A 21,234-nucleotide genomic window follows, 5' to 3' on the forward strand; every position below is an offset into this window, starting at 1 on the left:
TTTATTACTATTGCTTAACCTTCCAATAAAAAGTCCTGATGTAATAATATCATAATTGCATTAATATTCTTTCAAGGTTTCTCGTTATAATATTTCTATCGTAATGTTCTTTGACATATTCCCTTCCGTTCTTACCGAGTGTATTTCTAAGTTCTTTATCATTATATAATTTGATTACTGCTTCTGCAATTTCTTGTGCATTTTCCGGTTCTACTACTATTCCAGCCTGTGCATTACTAATTAGTCTTTCTGCTTCACCTTTTACTGCCATGATAATAGGAACCTCAGCACTTAATGTTTCAAACATTTTAGAAGGTAATGCTCCTTCAAACAACTGCAGTCTCTTTAAAGGTATAATGGCAGCATCCATAGATGCAACTATTTTGGGCATGTTAGCCTTAGGTTGAAGTGGTAAAAATGTTACATTATTTAACTTTTTTTCTTTCACCATATTTATAAGACCCTGCTTTTCACTGCCATCTCCAACAAAAACAAATTGGATATCTTCCTTATCTTTTACTAATTCCGCAACAGTTATTATAACCTCCAGCCCTTGAGCAATTCCATGTATACCTGCATAGCACAGTGCGAATTTATTATTTATTCCGATGCTTTTTCTGAATTCTTCATCTCTTCCTTCCTTTTTAAATAATTCTGTGTCTACACCATTAGTTACTAGATGAACCTTGGATTTGTTAAAACCTCTACTTACTATATCATCAACAATTCCTTGGGTTTGACATGTAATTGCTGATGCCTTTTTATAACAAAATTCTTCCAACCATATTGCCATTTTGATAAATAACTTATTATTTAGAACCCCCAATTTCACTGCGGATTCCGGCCATAAGTCAGCTATGTTAAAAACAAACTTAGCTTTCTTAAGTTTAGATAACACATAGCCTGACCATCCCAAAAATAGCGGAGGAGACTCTGTAATAATTACATCTTGATTTCTTATATATTTAACCCCTTGAAATACAGCTGAAAAAGTAAAAGAAAGATAATTTATTAATCGTTTTATGAAACTCTTAGATTTCGTAGCGTAAATATTAGTTCTAACTATTTTTATACCGTCAATTTCCTCTAATACTAACCTTTTTCCTTTATATTCTTCAAAGATTTCTCCTCTAGGGTAATTAGGCAAGGCCGTTAATATTGTAACCTCATGTCCAAATTCCTTAAGTTTTTTAGAAAACTCAAAAATTCTATTTTGAGGTGCCCCAACCTCTGGGGGACAATATTGAGTTAAAAATAAAATATGCATGTTTTCACCTCTATTATTTGTTTATAATTTTCAATATCTTTTCTGTTGCATGACCGTCTCCAAAAATACTTTGCTTTGGATTATTGGGCTTGAAATTAAATATCCCGTCTAATATTTTAGCTTTATCAGTTCCAGCAATAATATTCCAGCCGTTCTCTACAGTTTCTATCCATTCAGTTTCATCTCTCATAGTAACACATGGCTTATTCATAAAGAAAGCCTCCTTTTGCACTCCACCACTGTCAGTAATAATTTTTTTGCAATTCACTTCCAAACTTATCATATCCAAATATCCAACTGGATCTATCACTTTTATATTTTCATTAAATATTAAGCCATAATCGCTAATGAATTTCTTAGTTCTTGGATGTAGTGGCAGTACAATTTTTTGTTGACTTTCATTTAGTGCTTCGATAATATTTCTTAATCTATTAATATCATTAGTATTTTCTGCTCTATGTATGGTTGTTAATATATATTCTTCTTTAACCAAACTAAGACTTTCCATAATTTTAGATTTTTCTTTTGAGAGTTCAGTAAAATTAAGAATTGCGTCAAACATTACATCCCCTACATTGTGAACACCCTTAGTTATTCCTTCATTATTTAAATTCTCAATTGCTGAGGTTGTAGGAACAAATAAATATTTAGATATATGATCTGTTAATATTCTATTTTGTTCCTCAGGCATATTCTTATTAAAGCTTCTAAGCCCCGCTTCAATATGCGCTACAGGAATAAGCATTTTACTAGCACATAAAGCACCTGCTAACGTTGAATTTGTATCTCCGTATACCAAAACCATATCTGGCTTTTCCTTTAAATAAAGCTCCTCCAATTTTATAAGCATAGCACCCGTTTGCTCCCCATGCCCCCCAGATCCTAATCCTAAATCATAATTTGGCTTTGGGATTCTAAGTTCATCAAAAAATACCTTTGACATATTTTTATCGTAGTGTTGACCTGTATGAACTAAAACTTCTTCATGATGCGTCCTTATAATATTTGAAACTGCAGCCGCTTTTATAAACTGCGGTCTTGCTCCAATAACTGTTAATATCTTCATAAAGCCTGCCCCTTTTTTACTTGATTACATACAACTGCCTATCTTTTTCTTTAAAATTAACACCTACACCAAAGGTTCCTTATGGCGAACATTTAATAATGCTTCTGAAGTTGCTAGCAAAAACCAAAAGTATGTTGTTGCCTTAGGTGCAAAGAACAAGTTATCTGATAGATTCATAAATAGAAATGCAATCATACTTGCCATTACTCCCATGTAAAACGGTTTATGAAATTTATCAGTAGTTGTACTATACAATTTTTTAACTCTAAATAGCGTTATTACTACCACTCCTAAAAAAGAAACAATCCCCATTATACCTAACTCACTTTGTATTTTTAAATATGAATTGTGAGATGGATAATTCTGATAGGACTGATACTTAAGTTCTTTATACTTAAGTACATATTCATTATATCTAGTGACAAAGTTTCCATTACCAACACCGATAATCGGGTGCTCTTTAATCATCATAATAGCTGTTTTCCAAAGTTTGATTCTTGATTCATTTTGCGCTAAACTAGTGATATCCATAACTCTTTGAAAAACTGAAGGAATAAAAGATATTAAAATGCTAAAACCACCAAGCGCAAAAATCAATTTAATGCTATAAATTAACCCAAGAACTAACACTCCAAGTCCAAAACCCAATAATGCATTTCTGGAAAAAGTCATTAATAAGTTAGTAATAAGTAAAATTGAAAGGAAAAAATACCCTGTTTTTTTCTTCTTATTCTTCTCATAAATGCTCATCATAATCATTGGAAAAACTATTAATATCAAATAAGCTCCATAAGCATTTGGGTTAAAAAATGTTGAGGCAATCCTTGTACCTGTACCAAATGCATTTGTTTTTATAAACTTTTCTGTCAATGCAAATCCTGTGAAATGCTGTACAATTCCAATGGAACCTAAAATAAAGGAGATAACTATATAGCATCCTAGTAAAATATTAATTTGTTTCTTATTATTGAACTCATATTTTATAATAAAGTACATAAATATATAAGTTATAAATCTTGCACTTTCACTTAATGCTATTTTTTTGTCAACTGCATAAATTGTAGATAAAAGCATTATTCCCAATAATATAAATAGAAATATACTTAGTTTCTCTGTGAAGAAACTTAGAATACCATTGGTAAAGTTTTTTCTACATTTTTTAGAAATAATTATTTCTATTATGTAGATAAAAATCATTAATACTAAAATAAAATCCGTAACTGGTACTCCCTTAAGTTTAATATCTTGCGGAATCAAAGGTAATAGCATAACATAGACGCAAGTTAATATAAATAAAGTATTTCGACGAAAATCCAATCTCTCACCCCACCTAAATTAGCATATATTTATCTTGATGATTTTGTGTTTTTACCAACAACATTTTTAGATTTTAACCCATTGAACACCACTAATCCCTCCAAGAAGCCAATTCCATAGCTTAAGTGTAATATCAAGAAGGATATTATCATTTGAGTCACATACCTTACTTTTCCTTTAGAAGCTTTTAAAGAAAATATAATTGCCCCAAATAAGTATAATAGTATTTCTATTAAAAATGCATATCTAACTATTTTTGAAAATGGAGAAAATATAGTTCCTACAATTAAACTTATAACAAACATAAAAGGAATTAAGTGTCTCACTGCAGCAGGCTTTTTGTGTTTTTGAATTACTCTAACTTTCCAAAAGCCATACTGGAAATATTGTGTCCAAAGCTTACTAAAAGATCCTCTTGTATAATAGTGACATATTATGTCTGGGACTAGCAATATCTTATTACCGCTTTTAGTTATCCTGAAATTTAGTTCATCATCTTGATTTCTTACAAGCTCTTCATCAAAATATCCAATTTCATCAAATATACTCCTTCTATAGGCTCCAAAAGCTACAGTATCAACCAACTGTTCTTTTTCTGAAAATCTAAAAAGTGCATTTCCTACTCCAAATGGTGATGCCATAGAAAGTGATATAGCCTCTGCTAGTCTATTTTCACTTATATTTATAATGGTTCCACCCACACATGCAATGTCCTCACTATTTAGCTTTTCTACACAAATTTTGATATAATCTTTATCCATAAATGCATGGGCACCAAAAATCACAATCACTTCACCCTCTGAAGCTTTTATACCTAAATTCATTGCAGTTGGTGTAGTTTTTATTTCATTTATGATTAACTTTATCTGTGGATATTCAGCGCTATATTTATTAATTATAGTTTGTGTATTATCATCTGAGCATCCATCACACACAAAAACTTCAATATTCTCTATACCATAGCTTTGATCTATTATTGCTTGTATACATTTGCCAATATATTTTTCTTCATTTCTGCAGGGAATAACTACAGATACTTTAAGATTCTCCTTGTCGTTCATTTCATCACTCCTCACTGAGTTTAAACTAAATATTGCTTATATAGCCTACTTTTTTAAATAACGTATACTCAAATATTTATTTACTTATAAAAAGTATTAATTGTATTTAATTATTAGATTTATATATCTGTTTGTATAAATCATCTACAATCTTCGAATTATTTTTCCATAAGGCTCGTTGATTAATTATATCTACATTTTTTTGTGAAACATTTTTCATATGTTGCTTTTGCATACTGCACCATAATATTGCGTCCTTCACTTTTTGTGGATCGCACTGTGATAACACTAATCCATTATCTTCATTTACTATCCACTCTTTGTTAGCTGGCAAATCACAAACCACCGGAAAAACTCCACAATACATTGCTTCTAAAAGACTTACAGAGGTTGAATCAGATTTAGGAATAGATATAAAAACATCATTACCACTTAACATACTTCCAAGAAGTTTTAAATCATACCTACCTGTGAAACTAACCTTATCTACAATACCTAGATTTCCAACTAATTCTTTGAGCCTAAATGCATCTGATCCATCTGCTGCAATAGTTAGGCTTAACTTCGAGTTTTCTTTTAAAGCCTCATAGAATCCTTTTATAATAATATCTACATTATAAAGTACTTCGAGTCTTCTTGTGCTTATAATTCTTAAGGTAGAATCATTTACATCATACTCATGCCTATTTGCATCAAAGTCATCTTCAATGCCCATAGGAAAAGTAAGAACCTTTTCTTTATTTCCACCCAGTTCTACTATTTTTTCAGACATATAATAAGAATCTGAGGTGATGAAAGCAGCATTTTTTAAGATATACTTTACAATCATCTTCATAATAAAAGATTTTTTTGGTGAAAGTAACACATCCGATCCCCAAGCTGAGACTATAGTATTCTTAGCACTATACGTAACTGCATATAGCCCACAGGTATTTGCTTGATGAGCATGAAGAATATCTGGGTTGATTTCTTTAATTAGTTTATGAACTTCATTAACCTTAAATATAAAGTTTTTAATACTGTAATTTATATAATGCACTGTAGCTCCTATAAGTTTGTTTTCTGAGTGGGAAATTACATGTACTTCATAACCTAAATTTACAAAACAACTTACCCATTTTTCTGTGTGGCTACTTGCAGAGTTAGCTATATAACATATTTTCATTAAACCATCTCCTACTTCTTTTGGAAATTCTTCTTAACATCCCACCTATTAGCTTTATTTCCTTACTCAACGAATGCCGGGCTAACATAGGTTTTTAATGTGTTTTGCCGGTATACCACCAACTACAGAATACTCAGGGACATCTTTAGTAACAACACTTCCTGCTGCAACCACAGCGCATTTTCCTATTGTAACTCCACACAAAACAATTGCGCTAGCACCAATCCAGCACCCTTCTTCTAAAATTACATCCCCATCTTTTCTTTTATAATGCTTACTTAATATTCTATTTCCAACATCTTGATGGGTAAGTATAGTTACCCCTTCTGATATTACTGCTTCTTTTTTAATGATTATCTTATTAGCCAAATCCAAAAATACTTTTCTACCTATAAAACAATTTTCTTCTATAACCAGCTTATCATATTTAAAATATGTATTGTCCAAAATCAATCCTTGCTTTACATTAGAAGTATTACCAACTTTAGCACCAACTGCATTAAGAACATACTTTATATTTCTTTCATTACATTTTTCTACATACTGATTTATGATATAATCGCCAAATATCTTTGCTTTAAATTTTAGAATGTATATTTTTATATTTAAAAGTGATACTAAAAAGCGTTTAAGCAACTTTTTCATTTAAACAACCTTCTTTATTCCTTAATTCTATTATTGTAAATATTAGCCATATAATTAGTGTTCCAGTAATTACACCTTTATGATCAAATTCAATACCTGTTAGCACTGAAAAGATGATATAAATTATTATTGAGGTAAAAACCCCTCTATTTTCACTATAATTTTTAAATATAACTTTTAACCTATTTATAATTATAATTAGGAATAGTATTGAGGTTACTATTCCAAACTCCACAGCAATTTGAAACCACAAGTTATGCGCCATTTCTAAAGGATAATTTGCAATAGGTGCCTTTAATCTAATTGATTCAGGAAAAGTTAAATATGCATCCATAGCAAATTTATTATATAACTCAGCAAAAGTGGACCCGCCAGCTCCAAAAGGATATTTAATTATCATTTCAATACTTGCAATAATTCCTTGCAATCTAGCCATCATAGATTCATTCTTGAAAAAGTCTGCCGTAACTTGGCCTCTATGTAGTATGAATGTAATAATCCACTTAGAGGATAATAAAAACATAATTCCAAATAAGTATACTACTTTTTTATACCTTTTACTTATTAATACAATAAAAGCCGCAACAATAAATGAAATCCAGGCACCTCGGGTAAATGTTATAATTAATGCAATTATATGAACAAATAATGAGACATAGATAAACATCTTTTCTTTTTTATTAAGTTTTTTGTACAATACTATTTCTAAAACTAGTGGTAAAACTAAAAGTAGTATTCCCGCAAATATATTTACATTGTGATAACCAAAGGTTAAAAGTTCTCTATGACGCTTAATGCTTTCAAGAGTCAATCTATTGGTGATAACCTGAGAAAACCCATAAAAACAGCTTAAATCTACACTTAAAATTAACGCATAGAAAATATTTGTAATATCTTCATATTTAAAAACAACTAAAGTAGTTAACATAAACATAACTGGTATCCAAATAGATGTATAGGTACTTCTCAAACTTTTTAATATATCTTCAGAAAATATATTACTGTTGGTTGCTAGGAGTACAAAAATTAAAACTAAAAATAAAAACTTGCTACTTAGAGATTCTTTATGAAATAATTTTACTTTAATAAATTTAAATATATTTTTTATATTTAATATAAACATTATTGTAATATAAATGCTCTCATACGTTACCTTGATAAATAGCAGATCAAAATAAACTACCTTTCTCGCCGTTACAAATATTGGAAAACATACAATAAACAAAAGTATAGATTTTTTCATGTCTACAGCTGTGTAGTATAATGCTAAAATCAACATTGCAGTGGCAAGTGAAGTCATTACAGAATCTTTTATTCCAATTTTTTTAAACAAAAATAAAAAAATCAATATAGAACTTAAAATCATGCCAAAAACAAGTATCGGATTATGCTTTAAAATTTTTTTAATATTCATCCTTCTCTCCTTACTGCTTAAATTAATCAAGCAACTGAAAATAAATTAAGCTATTATTCCCTAAACTTATCAAAATCAAAGGAATAGGTTTCCACCATGAATCTACAATATCCTTCATAGTTTTCGTTAAGTTGCTTTAAAACATCCTCTACCTTTTGTTTTCCGCTAATAGCATCATAAAATAGTTGTTTTGTTAATTCCTCTTTATAATTTATTAAACTAGTAGGGTCAAAAAGCTCATTTTTGAAATTAGTTTTATTGTTATATTCACTATATATATCATTTTCAGGAAGTTTATTATCCATGAAAATTGGAAGCGCCTTTTTAGTAGCTAGTAATTGGTTGTTAGCCTCTGGGTCTAGAAACAATTCATAAACTTTTTTTATGGCATCTTTATTTTTATCTTCCTTATCTACATCTTTATTTACTACAAGGCAATTGTAATTTTCTGTATAATAATAATTTTGCGGATCTTCAAGTCCAATCTTTGGAATATTAGATATACCTATTGGAAAATCAAGTGGCATAATATTATCAAAATAATTCTTGTCTTCAAAGGTGCTTATTATCATAGCAGTTTTTTGTGATGCAAAATTTCTTCTTAAATCTATTTTATTTTTATTACTAAAATCTTCATTGATTAAACCTAAAGTATACATCTTGTTATAAATATTTAAAATGTCCTTTGCATAGTCAAAATTGTATTTTGCATTTTTATAGTCCCAAAATGTTGTATAAATACTTCCTTTATTTACACTAGCTTCACCAATGGATATTTTAAGTTCACCATAAGTATAAGCAGGAAACTCAAAAGGAACTATATCTGGATATGCCTTTTTAATTTTAATGGAATAATCTAAAAGCTCGTCAAATGTTTTAGGTTGTGATTCTGGATCAAGTCCAGCACCTTTTAGTATTTCTTTATTCCATACAAACTTAACATTATTACCGAATATTTTTACTCCCATTGGCTGTCTTTCATAATATAGAAAGTTTTCTTTACCAATTTTGTCTACATCTAAGCCAAATTCTTTCATATCCATTATTTTATTGTACCTATACAATTCATAATATCCATACTGAAATATATCAGGCTTATCCGTATTGGCTAACGCTGTTTTCAGTAAATTATAATAATCTTGACCTACTACTTTTAAAGCTATGTATATATTATCTTTATTTTGTTCATTATATTTTTGCAACTGATACTTTCTAGTTTCTATCTCTGGAGACTCTTTTAACCATACACTAACTACATACTTGCCTTTAGTAATACTTTCTTCTTCTACTTTTATATCTTCTTTTGCTAATTTGAATTTATAAGCATATGACATTCCTAAAAAAACTAATAACAATATTAAGTAAATCTTATACTTCAATTGAAACTTTCTCATTTGTAACCCTCTTTCTTATTTTAGACTATTTTTTCTTTTTTAATGTCTTAAAAGAAAATATAAAATCCAATTCTTTAACTTTTAAAAATACAAGTGAAAGTGTATAAAATACAGCCCCTATAATAGTTACTATCAGTATCTTTATTCCTATTAAAACAGTATTATCCTTTTGAATAAACATATTCACATATTTATAAGATACACTTACGATTATCATCATTAAAATACCTGTAATTAATGATTTTGCAAACACCTTAGCAATTTTTATAAATTCCACATTTTTCAGTTTGGCTTTAAGTTCTACAATCATAATTATTGCTATAGTAATCGCTGAAATAGTACTTGCCAGTGCCAGGCCAACAATTCCGTATCTCGGTGCTAATACCACTACTAATACAACATTTAATGTAATTAGCACAAATCCATTAAGCATTGGAGTTATGGTGTCCTTTGTTGCATAAAAAGTTTTACTTAATATATCAATTAATGAATATCCTAAAGCTGAAAAAGCAAGATACTTTAAACATAAGGCTGTATTATATATTGCTGTAGCATCATATTTACCATGTCCCAGGGTTAATCTTACTATTGGGGTGGCTAGTGCTGCTAGCCCAAACACTAGCGGGACTGCAACAAGAATTACTACATTTACAGACTTTACAAATAAACCTTCAAATCCTACCTTGTCATCTTGAGCAAATTTTTCTGTAAGCATCGGATAAAATACTGTTGTTAACGAAACAATAAAAACTTGACTTATCAAGGTACTCAACTTGTTTGCATTATCTACAACAGATATACTACCTACTGATAGCTTTGACGCATAATCACTAGCCACTATAACATTAATTTGATTTACAGCGGTACTTATTAGTGTAGGTATTGCTAGCTTTATTAACATTCTTACGTTTTTATCTTTTAAATTAATATACATTTTATATTTATAGTTTGGCATAAATGGCCGCTGCACAAACATTTGTGCTATTGAACTAATAAGCACGGCAATTATAGCTGCAATAATACCAAACTGATAAAACACTATAATTCCTATAATAACTATAATACTAGAAACTATTCCAGTAAGCGCAGGTTGTAGGAATATCCCATAAGATTGTAGATATCCTGTATATAATCCACTTAAAGTAAGAAAAATTATAGAAGGCATTACAATTCTAGTCATAAGTACAGTTTTTTCAATCTGATCACTAGAAAATCCACTAGCCATAGTTTGTATTAATTGTGTTGAAAAAAACATACCAAAAACAACTAAAACAAGCGAGAATATAAATAGAATATTTAATATGTTGTTAAAAAAGTCATTAGCTTTATTGGTATCAGTCTTTAACTTTGCAAAAATTGGCATAAAACTAGTGGTAAGGGCTGCCCCTACAACTCCATAAAATATGTTTGGAATACGCGTTGCTATCTTAAATATATCTGATTCAATACTTGCTCCAAACTGAGCTGCAATTAGAAACTCTCTAATTGTTCCTACTAGTTTACTTAAAATTAGAATCATAGCAATCATAGCACTATATCTTGCTATACTTTTCGTTTTAGTACTCATTTAATTTACCTCACTTGTACAATCTAGTTACAGCTTTTAATAAGAACCAGCCTTAATTAAAGGAATGCAAATATATTTCTATATACTTATATAGCCTAATCTATAGATTCTCAAAGTCCTTAAATAATTGCTCCAACTGTATGTTCTGTTTTTCATATCTACTAATCAAATCTTTAGCAAGCACAAATCTTCCACCTTGCTCATTTATATAATCCAATATTTTTTCATACATTGCTTTATATTCCTTATCATAAATTACCCTTTGATGCCATAATACAGATGCAGTTCCACAATAACTTATTACTTCATCTATAACTACCTTAATATTATACCATTTCTCTTCAAAGGTCATTTGGCTTTCCATTATAATACCATCCATAATTACAAGCGGAACTTCAAAAATTGGTACTAACTCATCCTTATCTATATTATAGGGTATAAATGCATGAGAAGTACCCGCCCTAAATCCATTCATATCTGAATATCCTAGCGTTGAATCACATAATATTCCTGCATTACTCAGCACTTGCCATGTATGAGGAACATTAAATCTAAGATAGTGATTTTTCCCACTTATCACTTTAATGTTAGTTGAGTTTTGTATACACTGAATTTCATTTTTGATCTCATTTTCATCATTGTAAGAAAAAAAATTAACATGTACTCCTATATAAAAACTTGAATCTTCCCTCAGCATTTCTATTTCTTTTTTAATAGAACTCAATTCGTATCTCTTACCCAATCTATGCTTAATTCCTTCTATAAAATAGAATTCTGATTTTGCATTTCTTAGTTTTTCTATTTTTATATAGTTTTCTATTTGCAAATGCCTATTAGATATCACATCTAATAAAAGTTCCTTAGCTCTAATACCTAGAGGTACTTTCTTATTAAATAAAACTGCCTTAATATTATGTAAAAATACATATCTATTCCTACTATTAATACTATCCACATCGTGATTTAGAAATATTTCAAATTGTCTTTTTTTAAGTGATAGATCCTCATTAAAATGCTTTATACTATCATATAAAATATAAGAATTAACATCAAAAAAAGGAATGTTTATTTTTTCTGATCTATAGCTATACTCAGCAATAAATCTTTCTTCAGAGTCCCTTTTCGATATTTCATACTCCTCTTTGCAAGATAATAAGTAAAATGATAACATAAGTATATCAAAGGTATATATAAGGTTACCATCTTCTAAATAAAAGGGCGTCTTTATTTTCTTATCAAATGACATAAATACTTTCTCTTTATATTCATTATAAAAAACTTTTTTTTCATTGATAGTGATGTTATCCGCTGGTATATATATGTTCCCTGGCATTTTTGGAATTATTCCATAATATATATTTAAACAATGCTCTAAATGCACAGATGAAATTTTAATCTCTCCATCATAATCCTTGGTAAGATAAAATATAGCATATAAAATTTTACGACTACTTTCTAACTTTTTATCTATTATAAAGTTTATCATTATTACACCTTCAAAATTTTTCTAATAATATTTTTATTTTTCTTTAATATTTTATATGTTAATGCAGTAATAAAATCACTTTTGTTTACATTGTGTATAATCTTTTGTTGTCCCCCAAATCTTCTAAAGTATCTCTCTATACTTTCCACACTTGAGCCTTCAAAATCAAACTTTTTAGAAACTTGTGAAGCAAATTTAATACTTTCCCACAATAATAGTGTCTGCACACCACTATTTCTATATTCTGGATCACTTCCACCTATAAGATAATAAGCACATTTTGCATCGTATACTATATAAGTGGCTGCTACTACTCTATTATTGTCATCTATTCCAAAAAACATCTTTCTACAATTTTGTGCGCACAATTTTTCATCTAAGCTTTTCAAAAATTCTAAAGAATAAGGCATTTCCATACCTTGTCTTTTAAATGTTTTTTTATTTACTTCATAAAATTGTTCTATATTTAAATCATTTACTATCTTTATATTATTCTTTACAGCTTTATTTATCTCATATTTTACATCATATTCAAAATTCGAATGTATTTTTTCTAAATCTTTTAAATCCTCAAGTACGTATGTATACCTAACCTGTGTATTGTAGCCTTTCCAAATAAAAGGCAAAAAGTTTGTAAAATTATAGCTAAAATTATAATCAAACTGTCTGTACTTTGGCAATCCTTCAAGAAGTAATGATATTATCTTTATTTCTTTAGAAATTATCTTTGAATACTTAGCTTTGCTCTTCGGATTATCTAGTAATATACCTAATTGTGGTGTTAACTTAGGGTCTCTATATAACTTGCCGTGTATAAATGGCAAAGCAATTCCTCCAATAATCTGATGATTTTCTTCAACAATTAAAATTTTAAACTGGTCACAAATAGAATTTAACCACTGCGTTTTACTAAATAAAGTTCCTTGTGGTGATTCTTCCACAAAGTTATCCCATTTATCAAATTCTTCTTTATTAATATATCTAACCTTAAGCTCAGCCATTATATTCACTCCATACCTTCTTTTTATATAAAAATTATAAAAATAGCTCTAAAACTTTTAAACTTCAATTTAACTATATACTTTTAGGCTTTCTTGTAATATATCTTTATATAAATTAATTAAATTTATTTTTTCAACTTCCCAAGAAAACATAGTTTCAATTTTTTGCCTATTGTTTAACCCTATTTCCCTTGTATATTCCATATCTTTAGTTAGCATTTGAATTTTATCTGCAATATCCTTAGGATTTTTAGGATTTACAAAAATAGCATTATCCTTAAATATATCCATCCAATATGGAAAATCCGACATCAGTATTGGAATCTGACATGCCATATATTCAAAAGCCTTTACTGGCCAACTTGTTATATGATTTAGTGTTGGATAGAGTGTACAAAGTCCTAAATCTACAGTTTTCATGTATGCATAAACTTCTTTAACTGGCTTAAATCCGAGGTATGTAGTATATTTCCATCCATCTAGTTCTTTGCATTGCTTTTCATATTCAGGATCATCCCACTTACCTAAAATTAACAACTCTACCTCACCATTTAAATAATTCACTGCTTGTATCAGTTCTTTTATACCCCTAATTTCAGTAAGTGCGCCTGCATAAAGCGCAGTAAACTTTTTACGTTCTACTTTTAATGGCTTTATTTCATCTATTATAGATAAAGAAGGCAAATTTCTTAATAATGTAGTTCGCTTATTCATTTTGAATTTTTCAACTATATCAGATGTTACAGTCACCACACTATCAAAATATCTACAAGCCCACTTTTCAAAAGCATTGAATAGCTTAGAAATTATTTTTCTAAAAAAAAGACTGCCAAGCCATTCCTTGTTCAAAATTTGTGCTGGTACATCCTCATGGACATCATATATTACTTTTTTCCCCAATAATTTTAATTTAAGTCCTACAAAAATCATTTCCGGATCATGAAAATGATAAATATCAGCATTTATTTCTTTTGCTTTTTTAAATGCAATTCTTTTTTTTAATAAAAATCTGTATAAACGACCTGCTTTTTCTGGAAGAGAAATAATATGAACTCCATCTATTTCTTCATCCTTATAATGAGGTGCAATTAAGTATACCTCATACCCTTCCATTGCAAGTGCTTTGCATTCCTTGTGAAAAATTCTAACATCAGTTGATGGATGAACCGTTGTAATATGACATACTTTTATAGGCATTCTTAAACCCTCCGTAATACTTAAATAAAGAATATGCTATTTACTCAAAAAGAACTTATTAACCTCTTTTATATCTCTGATTAATTTTTCTCCAATGTTCTCATAACTATCTATGTTAAAGTAATCTTTTCTAAATTTATTAAATGATATATCCCTATGGTTAGCGCTTATTGACTCTACCAATTCTTCAGCAGAATTTATAAAACATACAAAATACTCTTTTAACTCCGCTACATTTTCCCACCCTGGGAATTTCACCACAAACGTTGGAATATTGCATACAATCGCTTCATAATGACAGGTTGAAAAACAAGATAAATGAACTTTGCTTTTTCTCAAACAGGTATAAATATTACCAATTGCATCAAAATCTACTCTTGGATTTCCAATAACCTCTCTATATAAATCCTTATATTCCATAAGCTCATTGGGGTGAACCTTTACTAGTATCTTGCATTTAAGATCCAAACACAATAATTCCCTTATAAAAACACACCAATGCTTAGCATATGCTGACCCTTGAGTAGTTATTATAAATTCATATTCCTTTTCTTCTATGCACTTAAGATTTTCAGCAAGTTGTTCATACAAGAAAGGGTATCCATACTCCAAAATATTCAAGTTAACCTTAGGATTAATTTTTAAGATAACATTCTTAAAGTGAGTTCCAAAGACACAAAAATAATCTGGTATAGGGTCTTTCTCCCTAATGCTTTCATGAAAAATATATCCATTGTGCTTTTCATTTATTAATCCATGCTGGAATTCAACTACTTTTATATTTAACATCTTTGCAGCATATACAAAAATAATATGAGTTGGGCTGTAGAAACATTGGGTGTATAGCACCTTAGGCTTTACCTTTCTTAAAATATTCAATGCATATATGTGTCCTTTTATCAGTACTGAAGTATTTTCTAATACTATTTTAGTAATAGGTATGTCGATTTCATATTTTTCTAAAATATAAAATTGAACTTCATCAAATATGCTTTTCAAATACGTTATTTCATCTCTGCTTAAGAACATATGATAAAACCTACGGTAGAATAAAACCATTAGTGAAAGGTTTGATAAGTTATAACTATTTTCAGTGTAGCTCTTGGAACTATATATCTCTCCACTAAGAGTTTCTAAAATCCCATAAGATGCTGTATCATATTTTCCAATATAATCAAATATATAATCAAACCCATTATTTCTTTTAGACGCTGTATCCGATAAACATAAAATATCTAATTGCTTATACTTATTTCTTCTTAAATTAATACTTCTAATATATTTAAACGTTGTAAAACATCTCATTATTTTTGATCTTACATTTGATTCATTACATTTTGCCCTTTTTTGCCTTAATGAATCTATGGTTTCGAATATTTTCCTTTTAGAAACCCACCAAATATAAAATGCCCTGATTTCCACATCAAACAACTTAAATTGTTCTTCAATATCTTTCATAATATCAGTTGTTTGTATCATTCTAATGCTCCTTCGTTAATGAATAACTTCTCATAAGGTGGCACTAAAGCCTCCTCTATTCTACAACACATAGTTAACCTATGCAACTTAAATTAAATTTGATTTTCTATAATAACCTTACATACTTTATTAATATCATCCTGAGTAAGGCTTACAGAACTAGGTAAGTTAATACCTTTTTCATATAATTCCGTTGTAACACTTAAATCTCCATGTTTACAATTTTTATATGGAGGCATTTCATGTATAGGCATAAAGAAAGGTCTAGCCTCAATCTTTTCTTCATTTAACTTCTGTATAAGTTCATCGCGGCTTATATCATAATCTTCTTCTACTAGGATTGAATATAACCAGAAACAGTTTTCTACATTGTCTTTTTCTATATTTAAAGTAATTCCTTTAACTTCACTTAAAAGCTCTTTATAATACTGTGCACTTTCTTTTTTAACCTTTAGATATTCTTCAATATTTTCAAGTTGAGCTACTCCAAAAGCAGCAAGAAGGTTTGGCATTCTAAAGTTATATCCTACCTCTGGGTGGTAAAAAGCTTTATTATCAGTAACTACTTTTGTTTGAGTAGATAAAAATTTTGCTCTCTCTCCGTACGCTGCATTGTTAGTTACAAACATTCCACCTGCTCCTGTAGTTATAAGCTTATTACCATTAAAGCTATAGCACCCTATATGCCCTATTGTACCAGCCATTTTGCCCTTATACTTAGAACCTAGTGCTTCTGTAGCATCTTCTATAACAAATAAGTTATGCTTTTGTGCTATTTCCATAATTCTATCCATATCAGCAGGATGTCCGTATATATGCACTGGCATTATAGCCTTTGTTTTAGGTGTTATTAATTCTTCTATTTTTTCTGCATCCATAACAAATGTATCTCTACATACGTCTACAAACACAGGCTCTGCACCTACATATTTTATAGTGTTTATTGGAGATATAAAGGTTAATGATGGAACAATTACTTCATCCCCTTCACCTATTTCAAGGGTAACTAAAGCTAATTGAAGAGCTGCGGTACCATTCATTGTAACTACTGCACTTTTACTTCCTACATATTTATTAAATCTCTCTTCAAATAAATTCACATAACTTCCTACTGAAGATACCCAATTAGTATCTATACATTCTTTTACATACGTCCACTCATTTCCTCTAATTTCTGGTATGCACAAAGGTATCATAATAAAAACCTCCTATTTTTCATATACATTACAATTTATCTAAACGTTATATATGTCTGTTTTAAAGTGCTGCATATTATTTTTTACCCACTCTACAGTCGCTTCAAGACCTTGATCTATATTGTAGTTAGGTGACCAATCTGTTAACTCTTTTATTTTAGCATTGTCTGCCCATAATCTATTAACTTCACTGTTTTCAGGTCTTATTCTTTCATCATCACAAAGAATTTTTACATCCTTACCAATTATTTTAATTATTTTTTTAACTGTATCGCCAATGGTAATCTCATAGTTTGAACCAGCATTTATAACTTCTCCAATAGTTCTTTCGCTTTCCGCTACCTTTATGAAGGCTTCCGCAGTATCTAATACAAAATTAAAGTCTCTAGTTGGAGTTAAACTTCCAAGCTTAATTTCTGTTTTCCCCGCAAGTATTTGTGAAATTATTGTTGGAATTACAGCCCTTGCTGACTGCCTCGGTCCATAGGTATTAAATGGTCTTAATGTTGCTATAGGCATATTAAAACTTTTGTGGTAACTTTCTGCCATTTTATCTGCGCCAATTTTTGATGCTGAATAGGGAGATTGACCTTGCATTGGATGTTTTTCGTCAATTGGTACATAAAGTGCGCTGCCATAAGTTTCAGACGTCGATGTATGCACAATCTTCTCCACCTCATACTCTCTGCATGCTTCTAATACATTCGTAGTACCCTCAACATTAGTTCTAACGTATGCCATAGGTGAAAGATAAGAATAAGGTATTGCAATTAGAGCAGCAAGATGTAGTACTACTTCTTGACCTTTAATAATTCTTTTCATTCCATCATATTCTCTTATATCTCCAGTTACTACTTTAATGCTATCTTTAACTTTCTTATCAAAAGTATCAATCCATCCCCAGCTATTAAAAGAATTATATTGAGCAAGTGCTGTAACATCTGCACCAAGTTCAACTAACCTCTCTGTTAAATGACTTCCTATGAAACCTTCCGCACCTGTAACTAAAACTTTTTTACCTTGCCAATTCATCTCATTTGCTCCTTCTCTTGTTATTCAAAGAATTTATGAATATCAGTGTTTGCTTTTCTATAGTCATCTAAATGACCTATATCCGTCCAATACTCAGTTATCTCATATATTCCTGTCTTTTGACTACTTCCCATTGCATCTTCAATTAAGTCAGTCATATTATAAACTTCATCTTCTTTTATATGCTTAATAACTTCAGGATTAACGGTGTATACTCCGCCATTAATATGGAACTTATATGTAGGTTTTTCTTCTAAAGCCTCTATAATCATGTTATCAGTAACTAATACTCCATAAGGAACATTAATTTCATAATTTCTAACGCCTACAGTTATATCAAAGTCGTTTTTCAAATGATGATTTAAAAATTTATCAAAATCAATTCCTGTTAGTATATCACCATTTATAACTATAAAAGGTTTTGTAAATTTTTCTTTTACCAGAGCTATAGAGCCTGCAGTTCCTAGTTTTTTGGTTTCTGTAACGTATTCTATATTTACATCTAAATCTTTCCCATCTTTAAAATGCTCTTCTATTATTTCTCCTTTATAATTAAGTGAAATAATAAAGTTTTTAAAGCCATACTCTTTGAATTGCTCAATTATAAGCTCAAGTATTGGTTTGTCACCAACCGTTAGCATTGGCTTAGGCATTGTTTCAGTTAATGGCATCAGTCTAGTTCCAAGGCCTCCAGCTAAAATAAAAACATAATTTTCTTTTTTATCATAGGATATTATATCATCTAAGAAATATAAATCAGTAAGCCGTTTATCCTTATCAATAACTGGCACCTGTCTTATCTTATTCTTTAGCATATACTCTTTTGCTTTCTTTTTGCTATGCTGCTCTGTAACAAATTTAAAATTCTTAAAATATGCCCCTTCTATACCTTCATCTATACCTTGGCCTCTAAGTATAGCACGCCTAATATCACCATCTGTAATAGTTCCCACTAGTTCATTGTTTTCATTTACAACTAAAGCTCCACCAGTTAAGTTTTTATCTATAACCTCCATAGCTTCCTTTATTGTAGAACTAGCATCTATACAATAACTGTCAATTGAGAATCTCATAATATCACCTACTCTTTATGATCTTTGATGGAATTCCTACTGCAACTACACTATTTACTATATTTTTAATAACCACAGCTCCAGCCCCTATAATGACGTTGTTTCCTATATGTACTGATTGAATTATTGAACTTCCCATACCTACATGGGTGTTATAACCAATGGTTACTCCTCCAGCAATACATGCCTTAGGTGAAATGTGGGTATTACTTTGCACTATACAATCGTGTTCTATTATTGCTCCAGTATTAATAATGCAGTTTTCTTCAATAAGTGTTCCAGGATTAATTATTGCTCCAGCCATTACACATGTTCCATTTTGAATATTTGCATAGGGCGAAACTATTGCATGATTATGTATAAGTACGGGAATATTAAAACCTATAGCTTTTAAATTGTTGAATATCTTATGGCGAACTTCAATATTTTGCAGTGCACCAATACATATAAATGCACTTTTAACTCCGCTAATATAAAGTTCTTCTAAAATACTGTCATCACCTATTATTGGGATATCTAAAACAAAGTTTTCTTCACCCTTAACATAAGTTTTATCCGTGACACCAACAATATCATAGTTTTTAGTGCTCTTTATTATATCTATAATAACCTTGCAATGTCCACCTGCACCTACAAGTATAATTTTCTCCATAACTTAACCCCACTTTCACCTTATAGTTATAAACTAATAAGTAATCCTCTTTTGAATAAGCGTTCTATCTATATTTATCTCACTTAAAATTTGTGCTATCTTACCACTAGCATTGCCGTCACCATAAGGATTTCCACAACTTTCTAATTGCTTTTGAAATTCCTTATTACCTATTGCTTTATTAATACCAGCTTTTACAGCTTCTTTCCCATAAGGGATGTCTATTATGTTACATGCTCTTAGCCTTCCATCTTGCCTGGATCCTATGTTTACTACAGGCAGCTTAAAACTAGGCGCTTCAATTATACCTGAAGATGAATTTCCTATCATTACCTCAGCTATTTCTAAAAAGCTTAGATACTCTACTTGACTTAAATTTCTAAATACCTTTAAGAAAGGATATTTAGCTCTGTACTCTTCAATAACCCTTATAATTTCTCGCCCACCATTATCACTGTTAGGATAAGAAACTATAGTTTGATAACCAATCTCTACAATTGCATCTAAAGTTTCTCTAATTTGCCATTCCACCATATCCCGCTCTGTAGTCACTGGATGTTGTGTAAGTAAAAATATTTTATCATCCTCTAGTTCAAACTTTTCTAGCATCTCTTTCCTTGATAAATATTGTGTTTTCCTTATATAATCAAGTCCTGGCGCCCCTACAACAAAAATATTTTCTTCTCTTTCCCCTAATTTAAGAATTCTTTGCATGCTATCCTCATTAGCAGGAAAATGAATATGAGAAAGCTTAGTTATAGCATGTCTTATTGACTCATCCACTGTTCCTGTTACTTCTCCTCCATGGATGTGAGCAACAGGAATGTTCATATGAATAGCTGCTGTTGCAGCACCTAACATTTCTCCGCGATCTCCAAGTATTAATACTAAATCCGGCTTTATTCTATCAAAACTTTGTGCCATGCTTACAATTGAGAGCCCTATGGATTTTGCCATTGCGGAACCCGTATCAGATGCCAATATGGTTTCAAATTTATCTGCTATCTCAAAACCATCCTTTTCTATTTCATTTATAGTCATGCCAAACTCAGGGCATAAATGCATTCCACAGACAATAAGTTTAAGCTCCAACGCGTTATTTTTTTCAATTTCTTTAAGAACATGATAAAAAATTCCATAATCTGCTCTTGTACCAGTTATTACTGCTATTTTTCTTTTCATACCTGGCCTCCTTGTAGTTCTCTATGGTAGAATATCAATT

Annotated in this window: 18 protein-coding genes; all 18 read right to left on the reverse strand. The window is 30.0% G+C overall.

Features of this window, described 5'->3' with window-relative positions:
• Positions 1–49: 49 nt before the first annotated feature.
• Positions 50–1,267, reverse strand: coding sequence for a glycosyltransferase family 4 protein (locus LGK97_RS04545; RefSeq protein ID WP_226258560.1), 1,218 nt, complete (start codon positions 1,265–1,267; stop codon positions 50–52).
• A 13-nt stretch (positions 1,268–1,280) separates the two neighbouring features.
• A complete protein-coding gene (gene wecB, locus LGK97_RS04550) occupies positions 1,281–2,333 on the reverse strand; it encodes a non-hydrolyzing UDP-N-acetylglucosamine 2-epimerase (RefSeq protein ID WP_226258561.1) in 1,053 nt (350 codons plus the stop codon).
• 63 nt (positions 2,334–2,396) lie between these two features.
• A complete protein-coding gene (locus LGK97_RS04555) occupies positions 2,397–3,650 on the reverse strand; it encodes an O-antigen ligase family protein (protein ID WP_226258562.1) in 1,254 nt (417 codons plus the stop codon).
• A gap of 29 nt (positions 3,651–3,679) precedes the next feature.
• Positions 3,680–4,711, reverse strand: coding sequence for a glycosyltransferase family 2 protein (locus LGK97_RS04560; protein WP_226258563.1), 1,032 nt, complete (start codon positions 4,709–4,711; stop codon positions 3,680–3,682).
• A 106-nt stretch (positions 4,712–4,817) separates the two neighbouring features.
• Entirely contained in the window at positions 4,818–5,876 is a 1,059-nt protein-coding gene (locus tag LGK97_RS04565; RefSeq protein WP_226258564.1) for a glycosyltransferase family 4 protein, read from the reverse strand.
• Positions 5,877–5,957: 81 nt separating this feature from the next.
• A complete protein-coding gene (locus tag LGK97_RS19920; RefSeq protein WP_319001550.1) occupies positions 5,958–6,521 on the reverse strand; it encodes an acyltransferase in 564 nt (187 codons plus the stop codon).
• Positions 6,505–7,935: an O-antigen ligase family protein gene (locus LGK97_RS04575; RefSeq protein WP_226258565.1), complete on the reverse strand. Its 1,431-nt coding sequence runs from the start codon at positions 7,933–7,935 to the stop codon at positions 6,505–6,507. Before LGK97_RS04575 ends, LGK97_RS19920 begins: the two co-directional genes overlap by 17 nt.
• Before the next feature lie 53 nt (positions 7,936–7,988).
• Entirely contained in the window at positions 7,989–9,329 is a 1,341-nt protein-coding gene (locus LGK97_RS04580) for an ABC transporter substrate-binding protein (RefSeq protein ID WP_226258566.1), read from the reverse strand.
• A 25-nt stretch (positions 9,330–9,354) separates the two neighbouring features.
• Positions 9,355–10,896 (reverse strand): murein biosynthesis integral membrane protein MurJ, encoded by a 1,542-nt coding sequence (murJ, locus tag LGK97_RS04585; RefSeq protein WP_226258567.1) that lies wholly within the window; start codon positions 10,894–10,896, stop codon positions 9,355–9,357.
• A gap of 100 nt (positions 10,897–10,996) precedes the next feature.
• On the reverse strand, positions 10,997–12,382 hold the full coding sequence (locus tag LGK97_RS04590) for a DUF7033 domain-containing protein (RefSeq protein ID WP_226258568.1): 1,386 nt from the start codon (positions 12,380–12,382) through the stop codon (positions 10,997–10,999).
• Between the two features lie 2 nt (positions 12,383–12,384).
• Complete coding sequence (locus LGK97_RS04595; protein ID WP_226258569.1) at positions 12,385–13,383, reverse strand: GNAT family N-acetyltransferase; 999 nt, start codon at positions 13,381–13,383, stop codon at positions 12,385–12,387.
• Between the two features lie 69 nt (positions 13,384–13,452).
• Positions 13,453–14,580, reverse strand: coding sequence for a glycosyltransferase family 4 protein (locus tag LGK97_RS04600; protein WP_226258570.1), 1,128 nt, complete (start codon positions 14,578–14,580; stop codon positions 13,453–13,455).
• A 36-nt stretch (positions 14,581–14,616) separates the two neighbouring features.
• Positions 14,617–16,059: a capsule biosynthesis protein gene (locus tag LGK97_RS04605; protein WP_226258571.1), complete on the reverse strand. Its 1,443-nt coding sequence runs from the start codon at positions 16,057–16,059 to the stop codon at positions 14,617–14,619.
• A 92-nt stretch (positions 16,060–16,151) separates the two neighbouring features.
• A complete protein-coding gene (locus LGK97_RS04610; RefSeq protein ID WP_226258572.1) occupies positions 16,152–17,255 on the reverse strand; it encodes a LegC family aminotransferase in 1,104 nt (367 codons plus the stop codon).
• A gap of 39 nt (positions 17,256–17,294) precedes the next feature.
• Positions 17,295–18,287: an NAD-dependent 4,6-dehydratase LegB gene (locus tag LGK97_RS04615; RefSeq protein ID WP_226258573.1), complete on the reverse strand. Its 993-nt coding sequence runs from the start codon at positions 18,285–18,287 to the stop codon at positions 17,295–17,297.
• Positions 18,288–18,307: 20 nt separating this feature from the next.
• Positions 18,308–19,360: a nucleotidyltransferase family protein gene (locus LGK97_RS04620; protein WP_226258574.1), complete on the reverse strand. Its 1,053-nt coding sequence runs from the start codon at positions 19,358–19,360 to the stop codon at positions 18,308–18,310.
• A 4-nt stretch (positions 19,361–19,364) separates the two neighbouring features.
• The gene (locus LGK97_RS04625) at positions 19,365–20,012 is read right to left on the reverse strand and encodes an acetyltransferase (protein ID WP_226258575.1); all 648 of its coding nucleotides are present in this window, start codon (positions 20,010–20,012) and stop codon (positions 19,365–19,367) included.
• 33 nt (positions 20,013–20,045) lie between these two features.
• Positions 20,046–21,194, reverse strand: coding sequence for a UDP-N-acetylglucosamine 2-epimerase (gene neuC / locus LGK97_RS04630; RefSeq protein WP_226258576.1), 1,149 nt, complete (start codon positions 21,192–21,194; stop codon positions 20,046–20,048).
• Positions 21,195–21,234: the final 40 nt, after the last annotated feature.

The organism is Clostridium sp. CS001, from assembly GCF_020443565.1.
GTDB lineage: Bacteria > Bacillota > Clostridia > Clostridiales > Clostridiaceae > Clostridium_AD.